12 protein-coding genes are annotated in these 13,573 nt (G+C 63.5%); 6 read left to right on the forward strand and 6 right to left on the reverse strand.

The annotated features are described in order from the left end of the window. Positions 1 to 87 precede the first annotated feature (87 nt). Both K3725_RS00160 and rpsO read left to right on the forward strand, forming a co-directional pair. Positions 88 to 1,056, forward strand: a complete 969-nt coding sequence (locus K3725_RS00160; protein WP_311202210.1) for a calcium-binding protein — start codon at positions 88 to 90, stop codon at positions 1,054 to 1,056. A gap of 164 nt (positions 1,057 to 1,220) precedes the next feature. Then, positions 1,221 to 1,490, forward strand: a complete 270-nt coding sequence (rpsO, locus tag K3725_RS00165; RefSeq protein WP_019295116.1) for a 30S ribosomal protein S15 — start codon at positions 1,221 to 1,223, stop codon at positions 1,488 to 1,490. 263 nt (positions 1,491 to 1,753) lie between these two features. Here the strand turns inward: rpsO and K3725_RS00170 are convergent, their stop codons facing one another. Further along, positions 1,754 to 4,090 carry an aldehyde dehydrogenase family protein gene (locus tag K3725_RS00170; protein ID WP_260016901.1) on the reverse strand — a complete coding sequence of 779 codons (2,337 nt, stop codon included), beginning with the start codon at positions 4,088 to 4,090 and terminating at the stop codon, positions 1,754 to 1,756. An 11-nt stretch (positions 4,091 to 4,101) separates the two neighbouring features. After that, on the reverse strand, positions 4,102 to 5,091 hold the full coding sequence (gene deoC / locus K3725_RS00175) for a deoxyribose-phosphate aldolase (RefSeq protein WP_260016902.1): 990 nt from the start codon (positions 5,089 to 5,091) through the stop codon (positions 4,102 to 4,104). 233 nt (positions 5,092 to 5,324) lie between these two features. On the opposite strand from deoC, the gene mutL reads away from it, so the two are divergent. The 4 genes from mutL (at position 5,325) to K3725_RS00195 (ending at position 10,401) form a co-directional block, all read left to right on the forward strand. After that, positions 5,325 to 7,271: a DNA mismatch repair endonuclease MutL gene (gene mutL, locus K3725_RS00180; protein WP_260016903.1), complete on the forward strand. Its 1,947-nt coding sequence runs from the start codon at positions 5,325 to 5,327 to the stop codon at positions 7,269 to 7,271. 31 nt (positions 7,272 to 7,302) lie between these two features. Then, positions 7,303 to 8,685: a DNA recombination protein RmuC gene (gene rmuC, locus K3725_RS00185; RefSeq protein WP_260016904.1), complete on the forward strand. Its 1,383-nt coding sequence runs from the start codon at positions 7,303 to 7,305 to the stop codon at positions 8,683 to 8,685. Beyond that, positions 8,686 to 9,990 (forward strand): adenylate/guanylate cyclase domain-containing protein, encoded by a 1,305-nt coding sequence (locus K3725_RS00190; RefSeq protein ID WP_260016905.1) that lies wholly within the window; start codon positions 8,686 to 8,688, stop codon positions 9,988 to 9,990. It begins immediately after the preceding gene. Between the two features lie 87 nt (positions 9,991 to 10,077). Then, positions 10,078 to 10,401, forward strand: a complete 324-nt coding sequence (locus tag K3725_RS00195; protein WP_260016906.1) for a DUF3775 domain-containing protein — start codon at positions 10,078 to 10,080, stop codon at positions 10,399 to 10,401. 70 nt (positions 10,402 to 10,471) lie between these two features. On the opposite strand, the gene K3725_RS00200 is transcribed toward K3725_RS00195, so the two are convergent. From K3725_RS00200 to K3725_RS00215, 4 genes are read right to left on the reverse strand one after another with little or no spacing between them, the layout of a single operon-like run. Continuing rightward, positions 10,472 to 11,614 carry a saccharopine dehydrogenase family protein gene (locus tag K3725_RS00200; protein WP_260016907.1) on the reverse strand — a complete coding sequence of 381 codons (1,143 nt, stop codon included), beginning with the start codon at positions 11,612 to 11,614 and terminating at the stop codon, positions 10,472 to 10,474. A 12-nt stretch (positions 11,615 to 11,626) separates the two neighbouring features. Continuing rightward, the gene (locus K3725_RS00205; protein ID WP_260016908.1) at positions 11,627 to 11,878 is read right to left on the reverse strand and encodes a SemiSWEET family sugar transporter; all 252 of its coding nucleotides are present in this window, start codon (positions 11,876 to 11,878) and stop codon (positions 11,627 to 11,629) included. After that, positions 11,875 to 12,927: a saccharopine dehydrogenase gene (locus K3725_RS00210; RefSeq protein WP_260016909.1), complete on the reverse strand. Its 1,053-nt coding sequence runs from the start codon at positions 12,925 to 12,927 to the stop codon at positions 11,875 to 11,877. The genes K3725_RS00205 and K3725_RS00210 overlap by 4 nt, the downstream gene beginning before the upstream one ends. Positions 12,928 to 12,938: 11 nt before the next feature. Further along, positions 12,939 to 13,553 carry a glutathione S-transferase family protein gene (locus tag K3725_RS00215; RefSeq protein ID WP_260018650.1) on the reverse strand — a complete coding sequence of 205 codons (615 nt, stop codon included), beginning with the start codon at positions 13,551 to 13,553 and terminating at the stop codon, positions 12,939 to 12,941. Positions 13,554 to 13,573 lie beyond the last annotated feature (20 nt).

The following is a 13,573-nucleotide window of genomic DNA, read 5'->3' on the forward strand; positions in this document are numbered from 1 at the left end:
TTTTGCAATTTGCGGCGCACTGTGAGAGTGTGCTTGCGTGTGAGTGAATCCTCCAGGAGTTGAGCGCCAATGTTGTGGCTGGCAAGCATGTTGGGACTGGTTGCAATGGGCAGCGCGGTTCTGGTCAATGTCGACGGTGCAGAGGACGAAGACACTGCAGCCGCGGAGGCGGAGGAAGATGGCCTGGATGGCGGTTACATTGAGCCTGGCGGTGAGAACCCTGCAGAGGGAGAAACCGTAACAGGGACTGATGCAGATGATGTGCTGCCCGGCAGCAGCGCGTCTGACAGCATCATCGGCGGCGGCGGGGATGACCAGATTGGCGGCTACGGTGGCGATGACTGGCTGGACGGCGGTGAAGGTCACGATGTTCTGCATGGCGATGGCGGCAACGACAGCCTGTTTGGCGGCAGCGGAGATGATCTTCTGCACGGCGAGGAAGGTGCCGATGTTCTGGAAGGCGGCGACGGGGCGGACAGCCTGTACGGCCATTTCGGAGCCGACAGTTTGGTTGGCGGCAGCGGCGATGATGTTCTTCACGGCGGTCAGGACGGCGACTGGCTGGAGGGCGGCAGCGGCGCGGATTCGCTGCATGGCAATGATGGCAATGACAGTTTGGCCGGCGGTGACGGTCAGGATGCGCTGTTCGGCGGCACGGGTGATGACGTGGTGTCCGGTGCCGGGGATGGCGTTGAGCAGGATTTCGTGAATGGCGGCGAGGGCGACGATACACTGATCGCCGGGGCTGCGGATGTCCTGACAGGCGGTGCGGGCGCAGACCAGTTTACTGCGGGCATCTGGACAGGAACGGCGGAGGCTGTCCATCTGATGGATTACGATGCCGCTGAGGATCAGCTGGTGTTGGTCTGGGACTTCGACGTTGGTGCTGAACCAACCGTGGAGGTGCAGCAGAATCCAGATGCAGAGGGGGAGCAGCTGGTCCTGGTGGATGGCGAACCTGCGCTGCGCGTGTCAGGAGCCGATGCGCTGACGGCCAGCGATCTGGTGCTAATGGACACAGCCTCGGCGGCTGCGGCAGGAATACTGCCGCAGTAAGAGCGGCAATCCCTTCAGGGCCCCTGCACATATTCTTTGCCTTTGCGCCGGAATCATCTTATACGCCCGCATCTGCCGCGACTCCGCGGCAGATCGCTCCATGGGCCTGTGCTGGACGACATCCCGGCCTGCGCCATCCACTCTAACCTATGAAGGAGACCCCGATGTCGATCACTGCGGAAGAAAAAGCGCGCCTGATGAAAGAATTTGCAACCAAAGAAGGCGACACCGGTTCCCCGGAAGTCCAGGTTGCAATCCTGACCTCGCGCATCAACACCCTGACTGAGCACTTCAAAACCCACAAGAAGGACAACCACGGCCGCCGTGGCCTCCTGAAAATGGTTGCTCAGCGCCGCAAGCTGCTGGACTACACCAAAGGCAAGGATGAGGCCCGTTACCAGGACCTGATCAAGCGTCTGGGCATCCGCCGCTAATCCGCGCTTATCCGGATTTTCTGCGCCCGTTCCGAAAGGAGCGGGCGTTTTCTTTTCTTCCAGACGCGTCAAGCCGCGCAGTGCTCCCGCGACCGCTGGCTCCCCGGATGCACCGGACAGCCTTTGGCCATGGGCTTGGCCCCTGCTGCGCAAGGGCGGGTCCCGGCGGCAGCACGGCAAGTACTTGCAGGCCCCGGGAGGGCGTGAAAAAAAACGCCGCCCCGTTTGGAGCGGCGTAATGTTTTGCAGGTAGCAAAAGCGGCTTACTCGCCGTAGGGTACCCAGATGTTCTTCACCTCTGTGGCTTCCTGCAGGAAGTGCTTGGTGTGGTCCTGCATCCAATCGGTTACGGTGCCGTTGTTGACCCAGGTGCGTTTCAGGTTGCCCGCAGACGCGGCCTCGATCCCTGCAGACAGGTCGGAAGACGAAAAGCTCCAGACCGCGTCGACGTTCAGATGCGAGGCGAGCGGTTTTGCCAGCTCCGCATGGCTGCCGGTCAGGATGTTGACCACACCGCCGGGCACGTCTGAGGTGTCCAGCACCTGGTAGAAGTCGGCTGCCGCCAGCGGGAACGGCTCGGAGGCCGCCAGCACCACCCGGTTGCCCATGGCAATGGCCGGCGCCATCACCGAGACCAGACCCAAGAGCGGCGCTTCATCGGCGCAGAGCGCACCGATCACGCCAACCGGCTCCTTCATCGCCAGCGCCACACCGCGGATTGGAACGCCATGCACCTGACCGTCGTACTTGTCTGCCCAAGCAGCCGCGGAGAACAGGCGCTGGATCGAGGCTTCGACCTCTGCCGCGCCGCCCTTCTTGCCAGTCATCGCGTCGATGCGGGCCGCAAACTCTTCTGCGCGGGCCGAGAGGTTTTCGCCGATGTAATAGAGGATCTGCGCCCGCAGGTGACCGGTGGCCTTGGACCACTTGCCGGCACCCGCCGCGGCCTCAACCGCGTTGCGCACGTCCTTGCGGTTGGCGAGGCCAACGTGTCCCAGCAGCGCGCCGGACTTGCCGTGGATGGCCTGGCTGTAGCCGCCATCCGGCCGCGCCTGCTTGCCGCCAACATAAAGCTTTGCAGTGCGGTCCAGCGGGTCCACCGGCGCACCGTTGCCGGCAAACGCCTCTACCTTGGCCAATTGCTTGGCCTTGGACTTCGGGCGGGTATAGGCCGCCAGCCCTTCCCAGCCGCCTTCGCGTCCAAAGCCGCTTTCGCGCACGCCGCCGAACCCGGCAGCGGCGTCAAACATGTTGGTGCCGTTGACCCAAATAACGCCGGCCTCCAGCTTCGGCGCCATATCGAGCGCAAGGTTCACGTTCTCGGTCCAAACTGTTGCAGCGAGGCCGTAACGGGTGTTGTTGGCCAGCTCCACTGCCTCCGCCGGGGTGCGGAAGGTGCAGGAGACCAGAACGGGGCCAAAGATCTCCTCCTGCATCAGCGGATCTGCGGGGGACAGTCCCTCGATCAGCGTCGGCGGGTAGAAGCAGCCGCCTTCGGGCATTTTGACCTGCGCCTGGTGCATGACGCCGGCGGTATTGGCCGCAACCATGCTGCTGATGGTGTCCAGCTGCACCGGGTCCACCACGGCACCCACGTCGATGCATTTGTCCAGCGGATTGCCAACACGCAACCCGTCCATGCGGGCCTTCAGTTTGGTGTGAAAACGCTCGGCGATACCTTCCTGCACCAAAAGGCGGGAGCCCGCGCAACAGACTTGGCCCTGATTGAACCAGATTGCGTCGACCAAGCCTTCGATGGCGGAGTCGATATCTGCGTCGTCAAAGACGATGTAGGGCGACTTGCCGCCCAGCTCCAGCGTCAGCGCCTTGCCGCTGCCTGCGGTGGCTTCGCGGATCCTGCGGCCAACGGAGGTGGAGCCGGTAAAGGCGATTTTGTCCACTTTGGCAGCGGTAATCATCTCGCCCGCGGCACCGTCGCCGGTCACGATGTTGACGACACCATTGGGCAGGCCTGCCTGGCGGCAGATATCGGCAAACAGCAGTGCCGTCAGCGAGGTGTATTCCGCAGGCTTCAGCACCACGGTGTTGCCCATGGCTATGGCCGGGGCAATCTTCCACGCAAGCATCAGCAGCGGGAAGTTCCAGGGGATGATCTGGCCGCAGACACCAAGGGCTTCGGCATCCGGCAGTTCGCTGTCCATCAGCTGGGCCATGCCGGCGTGATAGTAGAAATGCCGCTGCGCCAGGGGAATGTCGATGTCGCGGCTTTCGCGGATCGGCTTGCCATTGTCCAGTGTTTCCAGCACCGCGAACAGACGCGCGTGCTTCTGCAACAGGCGTGCGATGGCATAGAGGTATTTGGCGCGGCCCGCGCCGCCAAGACCGGCCCAGCTGCCCTGCGCCTTGCGCGCGGCCTCAACAGCCGCATCCACATCCGCTTGCGTGGCCTGAGTCAGTGTAGCCAGCACCTCTCCCGTCGCCGGGTTCTTGCTGTCGAACCCTTCGCCCGGGCTGGTGAATTCACCATTGATGAAATGGCCGAACCGGCTGCCCTGATCAACCAGCCAGGCCAGTGCCTCGGCAGCGCTTTCGGGGGCAGGGCCATAGTCCATGGTGTCGAAAATCTCTTTGATGGTCATGTGTTCAGCCCTCAGCCCATCGCGTGGCGGTAGCCGGCGGAGTATGCCCCGGTGACATGGTGTTCCAGCTGGCGCTCAATATCGTTCAGCAGTGATGAGGCGCCAAAGCGGAACAGGTCCGGCTGCAGCCAGCGGTCGCCCAGTTCGTCCTTCATCAGCGCAAGATAGACCAGCGCGTCCTTGGCCTTGGAAATGCCGCCCGCGGGCTTGTAACCGACGCGGTAGCCGGTGCGGTCGTAATAGTCGCGGATCGCCCGGATCATCACCAGCGACACAGGCAGCGTTGCGTTTACGCTCTCCTTGCCGGTGGAGGTCTTGATGAAATCGGCGCCCGCCATCATGCAGACCAGCGAGGCGCGCGCCACATTGCGCAAGCTGCCCAGCTCGCCGGTTGCCAGGATCGCCTTCACATGGGCATCGCCGCAGGCGTGGCGAAACGCTTTCATCTCGTCATACAGCGCCTGCCAGTTGCCCTGCAGAACATGGCGGCGGGTGATCACGATGTCGATCTCCTCTGCCCCGTCCTTGACGCTTTCCTCGATCTCCGCGACCCGCAGGTGAAACGGCGACAGGCCGGCCGGAAAGCCGGTGGAGACGGCAGCAACCGGGATGCCGGTGCCTTCCAGCGCCTTGACCGCGGTCGGGATCATGTCGTGGTAGACGCAGACTGCGCCAGTGGTGAGGCCCTCCATCCCCAGCGTGCGCAAAAGGCCCGCGCTTACCGGCTGGCGCGCCTTGCCGCACAGGCGGCGCACCCGGCCCTCGGTGTCGTCACCGGAGAGGGTGGTGAGGTCGATCAGGCTGATCGCCTTCAAGAGCCAGGCGGCCTGGTGGTCCTTCTTGACGCTGCGGCGGCCCGGGAGGGTGGCGCAGCGGCGTTCGATGGCCGAAGTGTTGGCCTGCACGGCTGCGACCCAGTCCAGGTCCAGTTCCATGCCCGGATTGCGCGGCTCAGCCAGCTGCGGCAGCTGCGCGCTTCGTTCAGCGGTTTGGCTATCCATTGGAATTCCTCGGAAGAGTTCTGTGCGAAAATCGCACGGGTGCGGCATATTGGCAAGCGAACGCCCCCGCAGACGGGCATGTTTTTTGACTGAATGGACAAAAAAATCAAGGGGCGGAGCATTAGGGCGCGCGGAAAGCCGCTGGATGAGGGGACTTCCAGTTTCGTGATCCTGCGGAGGCTGGGCTGCGCATTCCGGTGGCAGAATCGGCCACACATGCTAAATTTAGGGGTATGAGCAGTGCAGAACCCCATATCCGCGAAAAATCAGCGTCAGACAGCCGGCCAATCATCCGCCAGTTGGACGACAGCGCCATCAACCGGATCGCCGCGGGCGAGGTGGTGGAACGCCCCGCCTCCGCTGTGAAAGAACTGGTGGAAAACGCCATTGATGCCGGGGCCACACGGATCTCGGTAGAGATTGCGGATGGCGGCAAGACCTTGATCCGGGTCACCGACGATGGCTGCGGCATGACACCGGAGGACTTGCCGCTGGCGCTGAGCCGCCACGCGACCTCCAAGATCGATGGCACGGACCTGCTGAACATCCACACCTTCGGCTTCCGGGGCGAGGCGCTGCCGAGCCTGGGTGCCGTCGGGCGGCTGACCATCACCAGCCGGGCCGAGGGTCATGAGGCGGCGCAGATCCGGGTTTCGGGCGGCAAGCTGGAGCAAGTGAAGCCTGCAGCCTTGCGGGCAGGCACCATCGTAGAGCTGCGGGATCTGTTCTTTGCAACACCTGCGCGGCTCAAGTTCATGCGTACCGAACGCGCAGAGGCGCAGGCGATTTCAGATACTGTGAAACGGCTCGCAATGGCGGAGCCATCAATTGGCTTTACCTTGCGCGATGTCTCCGGAGGCGGAGAGGGACGGATCACCTTCCGCGCAGATCCCCTGTCTGGCGATCTTTTTGACGCGCTGCACGGCCGGCTGGCCTCTGTTCTAGGGCGGGAGTTTGCCGAAAACGCGCTGAAGATCGACGCAACCCGCGAGGGCATCCGGCTTTATGGCTATGCGGCGCTGCCGACCTATTCCCGCGGCGCGGCGGTGGCGCAGTTCCTGTTTGTGAACACAAGGCCGGTGAAGGACAAGATGCTGTCCGGCGCGCTTAGGGCGGCCTATTTCGATTTCCTCAGCCGCGACCGGCACCCGGCAGCGGCACTGTTCATCGACTGCGACCCGCAGCTGGTGGACGTGAACGTGCACCCGGCAAAATCCGAGGTGCGGTTCCGCGATCCCGGCCTGGCGCGCGGCCTGATCGTTTCCTCCTTGCGCCATGCGCTGGCCGAAGCCGGTCACCGCGCCTCGACCACCGTGGCCGGTGCCACGCTGGGGGCGATGAAGGCGGAACAGCCCACCGCGAGCGGCGGCCCCCGGATCTATCAGATGGACCGGCCTTCTTTTGGTGCTCGGGCGGCATCTTATACGGCGCAGCAGCCGGAGAGCTTTGCGCCTGCACCCGCCTACCAGCCGCAGGCGTCTGCTGGGTTTGCCGAGCTGGCCGGTGCCTACAGCGGCCGGGTGACAGAACCGCCAGAGGCTCCGATGGCCCCGGGTCAGCCCTTGGATGCGCCTGAAGGCACCGCGCCCGGGGCCGAAGCCCTGCCGCTGGGTGCGGCGCGCGGCCAGGTGCATGAGAACTACATCATCGCCCAGACCGCCGACGGCATGGTGATTGTCGACCAGCACGCCGCCCACGAGCGGCTGGTCTATGAAAAGCTGAAACGCCAGATGGCGGAGAACGGCGTCGCCGCGCAGGCGCTGCTGATTCCAGAGATCATTGAGCTGAGCGACAACGACTGTGCCTGCCTCTTGGGGGTCGCGGATGAGCTGGCGAAATTCGGTCTCGGGATTGAGGCCTTCGGCGGCAATGCCATTGCGGTGCGGGAAACTCCGGCGATCCTGGGTGAGGTCAATGCCGAGGCAATGATCAAGGACATCCTGGATGAGCTGTCTGATCAGGGCGAAAGCCAGCTGGTGCAAGCGCGTGTCGAGGCCATCCTGAGCCGGGTTGCTTGCCATGGCTCAATCCGCTCCGGCCGCCGGATGCGGGGCGAGGAGATGAACGCGCTGCTGCGGGAGATGGAGGCCACGCCCCATTCCGGCCAGTGCAACCATGGCCGCCCCACCTACGTGGAATTGAAACTGGCAGATATCGAGCGCCTGTTCGGGCGCACATGAACAAGAACCCCCGTTCAAGGGAGGACGAGCAGTGACACTGGAAGAAGCCCAATGGGTAATCTATGCGCTGGCTGGACTGGCCGCACTTCTGGCGCTGGCCGGTCTGCGGTTGCGCGGCACGGCCCGGCAGCTGGAGCAGGTGAACGCGGATCAGCGCAGCCACATCGCGGGGCTGAAGGCTGAAGCGGCCCGGCTGCCGGAACTGACGGACGAGCTGGCCACCCTGCGCCGCGTGCATGAAAACGAGCGCACCGGCCGCTATCAGGCAGAGGCACAGGTGCAGGCGCTGAAAGCCGAGCACGCGGCACGGCTGGAAGAGCTGAAGCACATGAACCAGCAGATGGAGCACAAGTTTGCCTCGCTGGCTTCGGGTGTGCTGAAGCAGAATTCTGAAAGCTTCCTGAGCCTGGTCAGCGAGCGGTTTCAGGCCCACAGCAAGACAGCAGACGAGGATCTGGCCAAGCGCCATGCGGCGATTGAGAACCTGGTGAAACCGCTGGACCAGAAGCTTGGCCAGTTTGGGGAACGGATCAAGGAAATCGAACAGGCACGCAACGAGGCCTATGGCGCCATCCAGACGCAGGTGAAGCATCTGGCGGAGGGTCAGGCAGCGCTGGGCGGCGAAACCCGCAAGCTGGTGCAGGCTCTGCGCGCACCCAAGACCCGCGGCCGCTGGGGTGAGATGCAGCTGCGGCAGGTGTTCGAGATGGCCGGCATGGCTGAGCATGTGGACTATGAGCTGGAAAAAAGTGTTGGCACCGACGACGGCCTGCGCCGTCCCGACGCGGTGGTGCGCATTCCCGGCGGCAAGAGCATCGTGGTGGACGCAAAAACCCCGCTGGAGGCCTATCTGGATGCGCTGGAGGCGGAAACGCCGGATCAGCAGCAGGCGGCACTGGCCCGTCACGCAAACCATGTGAAAACCCATGTGCGGCAGCTGGCCTCCAAATCCTATCAAAGCGCGCTGGGGGAGACGCCGGATTTCGTGGTGATGTTCATCCCCGGCGAGACCTTCGTGTCGGCAGCAGCGGAAGCGGACCCGGGGCTGATCGAATACGCCTTTGAGAACAAGGTGCTGATCGCCACTCCGACCACGCTGATGGCCCTCGTAAAGTCGATTGCCTATGGGTGGCAGCAAGAGAAGATGGCAGAAAACGCCGTCGAAGTGCAGAAGACTGCCAAGGAGCTTTATGACCGGCTGGCAACCTTCTCCAAGAATCTCGCGTCGGTAGGGCGGTCGCTGTCGTCCTCGGTCAACAACTACAACAAGGCGGTGGGCTCGCTGGAAGCCCGTGTGCTGCCCTCGGCCCGAAGGTTTGAGGCGATGGGCGTCGTGGCCAATGGCGCTGAGTTGGAGGACCCAGGCCAAGTGGAAGTCGAGCCGCGCCAGGTGGCGCTTCTGGCGGAGGAGTAAATGAAGCTGCCGCTGGCTCTGATGACGCAGCGGGCCGAGGAAGCGGTCCTGCTGCGTTCTGCGGAGGTCGAGGCGGAGCGCATCGTTGCGCTTTTGCGGATTGCTGTGGCGCTGGGGTTGATGCTGACGATGGTGCTGGCCGTCGAGTCCGTGAGGGTGATTGAAGAGCCGCATCTGCGGCGTCAGGTCGGGCTGGCAGCGGCGACCATGTTGTCTTACCTGGCGGTTGGCGTGCTGATCTATTGGGCAATTGGGAAACTGCTTTTCAAGCCTTGGATGATCTGGCTGGCGGTTTTTGCAGATTGCGCCTTTCTGCTGCTGAACACATTCCTGTCGCTGCTGAACACAGGCGTGCCCGGTGGTGCGCTGTTTGCCATGCCCGCCGTTTGGATGGCCCCAGTTGTGCTGGCCTTCGGCGTTCTCAGGCTGAATCCGCTGCGGCTTGCCGTGATGCTGGTGCTGATCGCAGCGGGATTTGCATGGATGATCCTTTGGCAGCCGCCTCAAGCTGCGCCGGATCTGGTTGAGCGGATCAGGCTGACACTGGACTCTCCTCCAAACTTCATGCGTTTGGTGATGCTGTGTCTGGCCGGCGGTGTTCTGGTGGTGGCTGCCGTGCGGATGCGCGCGCTTTTGCACCGCTCCATTGAAGAAGCCCGCCAGAAGGCAAACTTGACCCGCTATCTGCCGGCGAAGCTGGCAGGCCGACTGGCTGGCGGCGGGCTGGAGGCAATGCAGGAGGGCCGGCAGCAGGAAATGGCAATCCTGTTTATCGATATCCGCGGCTTTACCACCTGGTGCGAGGGCCGCGAGCCTCAGGAGGTGAGCAGCCTGATCACGGAATTCAGGACGCGGGTGGAAAGTGTTGCAGCCCGGACAGGCGGTTTGATCGACAAATATATCGGCGATGCCGCGATGGTTCTGTTCGAAGGGGATCTCGCGGCGGCCCAAGCGCTGGGCTGCGCTGAAGGGCTGGCGGCGCAAATGAACGACTGGCGCCGGGCACGGGAACAGGCCGGTGACACCGGCTTGGGCGCCGGGATCGGTGTGCACTGGGGAGAGGTGTTCTCGGGTGTGACCGGCACGCAGGACCGGCTGGAGTATTCCGTCTTTGGCGACACGGTGAACACTGCGGCGCGGCTGGAGCAGCTGACCAAGGCGCAGGGCATGATGGTGATTGCCTCTGCGGACTTACTGGAGGCCGCCGGTGCAGAGCCCGCGCGCGAGGGCTGGATGGCGCTGCCGCCGGAAGTTTTGCGCGGGCGCAGTAAGGGGCTCGCTCTTTACGGGAAGCCGAAAGGTTAGTGGTCGCTCCATTTGCCTCAGATCAAAGACTTAGGCGTTTTGCCTGCGGTTTGATATGCTGAGGCAGCGAACAGAAGGAATGGAGCAATGCTGGAGATCTCGGTCCGCAAGGTGGCACAAGTGGCGATGATGGCCCGGGAGCTGGGCCGGGCTGAGGGAGAGTTGCGCGCTTTTATCGACAGGATGAGCGAGGACCAGCAAGCCGAGCTGGTAGGCATCATGTGGGTCGGGCGCGGCAGTTTCGAACCAGAAGAACTGGCTGAGGCGATTTATACGGCACGTCAGGAAGCCACCACGCCAACCGCTGACTACCTGCTGGGCACACCGCATCTGGCCGACAATCTGGAGGCCGGGCTGGAAGCTCTGGGGATCGACGTCAATGATGTCGAGGATGATGTGATAGGCCGCTGATCTGCCACGTTGGCTTCCGCAAGCGAAAGGGCGCCGCAATCCGGCGCCCTTTGTTGTTTTGCTTCTGCGATCAGGCCTTGCTGTCGACGACCTCGAGGTGCTGGGCCAGCCTGCCGATCTCAGCCATCCATTTCTCGACCAGGACAGGATCGCTGGGCGCGGCGTGCACACCAGCGGCGATCTTGCCGTTCATTACGGCCTCGATGGCGAAGGACACGGGATACGAGACCAGACGCGCCATGGCGGTGCCGCGCGCGTCGCCCCAGGCGTCCATCACATAGGTCTTGTGCCAGACCTCGGCACCGTCTTTTTCGGCCTTCAGACCTACGCACAGCACCACCCGGTCCGGCTCGCCTTCGTCATAGGCGTTCTCGGCCCAGAACTGGTCCGACATTTCCTTGAGGCGGGCGTCGCCTTCGGGGCCGGAAAGGGTCTCGACCTCCTTGAAGACATCCGCCCAGGCATCGGCCCAGCCGTTGAGGCGCAGGGTGCCGCGGACGAATTCCTTCACCTTCCAGTCCTCGCCGAATTCATACTGGGACATGAAGGGGATGGAGTCGCGGTTCGGATATACCTCGAAGCTCTCTGGTGCCGGTAGCGGTGCCTCATACGAGGAGATCGCATCCCAGGGGCGGGCGACCTCCAGTTCCTTGAAGTCGCGGATCGACTTTGACGGCGAGCGCAGTGCCTTCAGCACGCCAAGCGGCGACCAGCTGAACTTGTAGCGGAACGGGTTCGGGGTCTTGGGGATGCCGCCGCAGTAGGAAATGAAGCTGATCTCGTTTGCCGGGTCGAAGGCACCGGAGGCCTTGTAGTCCGCCACCAGCGCATGTGCCATCAGGTGGTCGATGCCCGGGTCCAGACCCACCTCGTTGATAAGGCAAACGCCAGCGTCCTTGGCCTTCTCGTCCAGCGCGCGCATCTCCGGCGCGATGTAGGAGGAGGAGACGAAGTGCGCGCCGTGTTCGATGGCCAGTTCTGCCAGCGGCACGTGCCAGTCGCCCGGCAGCATTGAGACGATGACGTCGTGCGGGCTCAGCATCTGGCCCAGGTTGGCGATGCTGAAGGCATGGATGTTGGTGGTCAGATCGCCGACGGCCTCGCGGGCCTTGTCGGTGGTCCGGTTCCAGACCGCCACGTCGTGGCCCGCTTCCAGCAGGCGGCGCAGGCCGGGGATTGCCGACAGGCCGGTGCCGCACCAGTGAATAGTCATGTGATGTCTCCCTTATCCGAATTTCAGTTTTGCTGCGACGATCACCAGAACGGCTGTCACTGCACAGATATTTGCAACGATCAGCGGCCAGTCGCCGACCATAAGCCCGTAAGCCAGCCATAGCGACACCGTGGCCAGGAACATCAGGTTCGAGGGCAGCGACAGGCCGGAAGTGTCGCGGGAGGCCCAAGCTTTGTAGGCTTGGGGGATCCAGCAAACGGTACCGAGGAAAGCCGCCAGATAGCCGATGTAGGGAGCGATCATTCCGGCAAATGCTCCAGGAAGGTGGATTTTGCCCGACCCCAAACGCCGCTTTCCAGATCGGTCAGCGTCAGCAGCGAGGGCAGCAGCTGCGCGGCGTAATCCTCGGAGCTTTCCACCGGCAGCATCGACGGCAGGTTGTCGATCGCCATCACGTCCAGCACCGGGTTTTCGGCGACGCGCAAGGCGGGGGCTTCCCAGGTGGTTGCGCGGTCATAAACCGGCACCGGGTTGTAGTCGCTGTCCGGGTCGCAGGCGACATCGCCGATGGCGGTAAGCTTGCGGTCCGCTGCCAATGCTTCACGTGGGACAAATACCGGGGTGCCTGGGCGTGCGAAGATGCAATTGAGGAACAAGTCATGGGCCAGGATCTCCGGGAACGGGCCGCCGCTGGCGGTTTCGGCCATGTCCCATTTGGTGACGGCGACTCCCATAGCCTCGCAGAGGTCGGCAGCACCGGTGCCGACCCGGCCAAGCGCGCCGATCACGATTGCGGTGGGGCGGTCCTTGTTCAAAGCGTCGAGCTCTGCACCGAGGTCTGCCAGCAAGGCATCCTTGCCGCCATAGACGCCAACCGGGCCGCACAGTTCGCCGCGCTGCTGCGCCGCCCAGGCTTTCAGTGTCACCGCCGCGCCGGCATAGCCCGCCCAGTAGCCAAATGCGGCCACCCGGCGGCCGGTCTCGTCGACCAGGTATTCCAGATCATAAAGCGTGCCGCCGCCGGCCTTGAACCGCTCCAGCAAAGCCTTGCCGGAGTGCTGGCCCTTAAAGGCATGGCCGAACATGATGTGGCGGTGCGGCAGCGGGGTGCCATCCTCGGGCAATTCCTTGAGGCCGAAGATGATCGCGTCCGCAGGCGCCTGCGGCCAGGAGTTCTCCGCCGCAATCTCGCAGCCCGCATCGGCATAGCCCTGCAGCGGGATTGCCCGGACAGAGCTTGCTTCGACCGTGACCTTGATGCCCGCGGCCAGCAGCGCTTTGGCCCCTTCGGGGGTCAGGCCCACCCGGTCTTCGTTGGGGCGCTGCTCGGCCCGTACCCACAGATGCGTCATTGACATGTCCTTCAAAGCATTCCCTTGGCATGGACCGCGCGCACGGATGCGCGCTGTTCCATTGCCGTCATGAAGTTCCGGATTTTCGGGAAGTCTGCCACGTTCACCCCGTCACCTTCCAGCCATGTGCAAACCACGTAAAGGTAGCAGTCGGCGAGGCTGACCTCTTCCCCCAGCACAAATGGCCCGCGCAGGCCAAACTGGCTGATGTATTCGCAGGAGGCCGCCATGGTTTGCGGCACCATCTTCTGCATGTCCTTCCAACTGGTCCGCTCCTGGGCCCAACGGGCGCCGCGCAGGCGGTGGGCGTGGTTCACATGCATGGTGGAGGCGAGGTAGAACATCACCTCGCGCATCCGGGCCAGCAGCACCGGGTCCTGCGGGCGCAAGCCCGCGTCCGGTGCCATGTCGGCGATGTACTCCAGCAGCGCGCCGGTTTCGGTCAGGATACCGCCCTCAACCGCCAGTGCCGGCACACGCCCCTTGGGATTGATCTGGGCATAGGCCGCGCCGGTCTGTTCCTTGGCGGCAAAGTCGATCTTCACCGCTTCATAGCCGAGCCCGGCTTCCTCAAGCGCGATGGCGACGGCCACCGAAATGGTGTTGGGGGCATAGTAAAGCTGCATGTCGTCCCTCCCGTTCATGT

This window comes from Leisingera sp. S132, from assembly GCF_025144465.1.
Taxonomy (GTDB): domain Bacteria; phylum Pseudomonadota; class Alphaproteobacteria; order Rhodobacterales; family Rhodobacteraceae; genus Leisingera.

What these genes read in the sequence shown, in the direction of transcription:
- K3725_RS00190 (WP_260016905.1), top strand. Translation starts at nt 8,686, where the DNA reads ATGAAGCTGCCGCTGGCTCTGATGACGCAGCGGGCCGAGGAAGCGGTC.
- K3725_RS00205 (WP_260016908.1), bottom strand. Translation starts at nt 11,878, where the DNA reads ATGATCGCTCCCTACATCGGCTATCTGGCGGCTTTCCTCGGTACCGTT.
- mutL (WP_260016903.1), top strand. Translation starts at nt 5,325, where the DNA reads ATGAGCAGTGCAGAACCCCATATCCGCGAAAAATCAGCGTCAGACAGC.
- K3725_RS00195 (WP_260016906.1), top strand. Translation starts at nt 10,078, where the DNA reads ATGCTGGAGATCTCGGTCCGCAAGGTGGCACAAGTGGCGATGATGGCC.
- K3725_RS00170 (WP_260016901.1), bottom strand. Translation starts at nt 4,090, where the DNA reads ATGACCATCAAAGAGATTTTCGACACCATGGACTATGGCCCTGCCCCC.
- K3725_RS00210 (WP_260016909.1), bottom strand. Translation starts at nt 12,927, where the DNA reads ATGACGCATCTGTGGGTACGGGCCGAGCAGCGCCCCAACGAAGACCGG.
- K3725_RS00200 (WP_260016907.1), bottom strand. Translation starts at nt 11,614, where the DNA reads ATGACTATTCACTGGTGCGGCACCGGCCTGTCGGCAATCCCCGGCCTG.
- K3725_RS00160 (WP_311202210.1), top strand. Translation starts at nt 88, where the DNA reads ATGTTGGGACTGGTTGCAATGGGCAGCGCGGTTCTGGTCAATGTCGAC.
- rpsO (WP_019295116.1), top strand. Translation starts at nt 1,221, where the DNA reads ATGTCGATCACTGCGGAAGAAAAAGCGCGCCTGATGAAAGAATTTGCA.
- K3725_RS00215 (WP_260018650.1), bottom strand. Translation starts at nt 13,553, where the DNA reads ATGCAGCTTTACTATGCCCCCAACACCATTTCGGTGGCCGTCGCCATC.
- deoC (WP_260016902.1), bottom strand. Translation starts at nt 5,091, where the DNA reads ATGGATAGCCAAACCGCTGAACGAAGCGCGCAGCTGCCGCAGCTGGCT.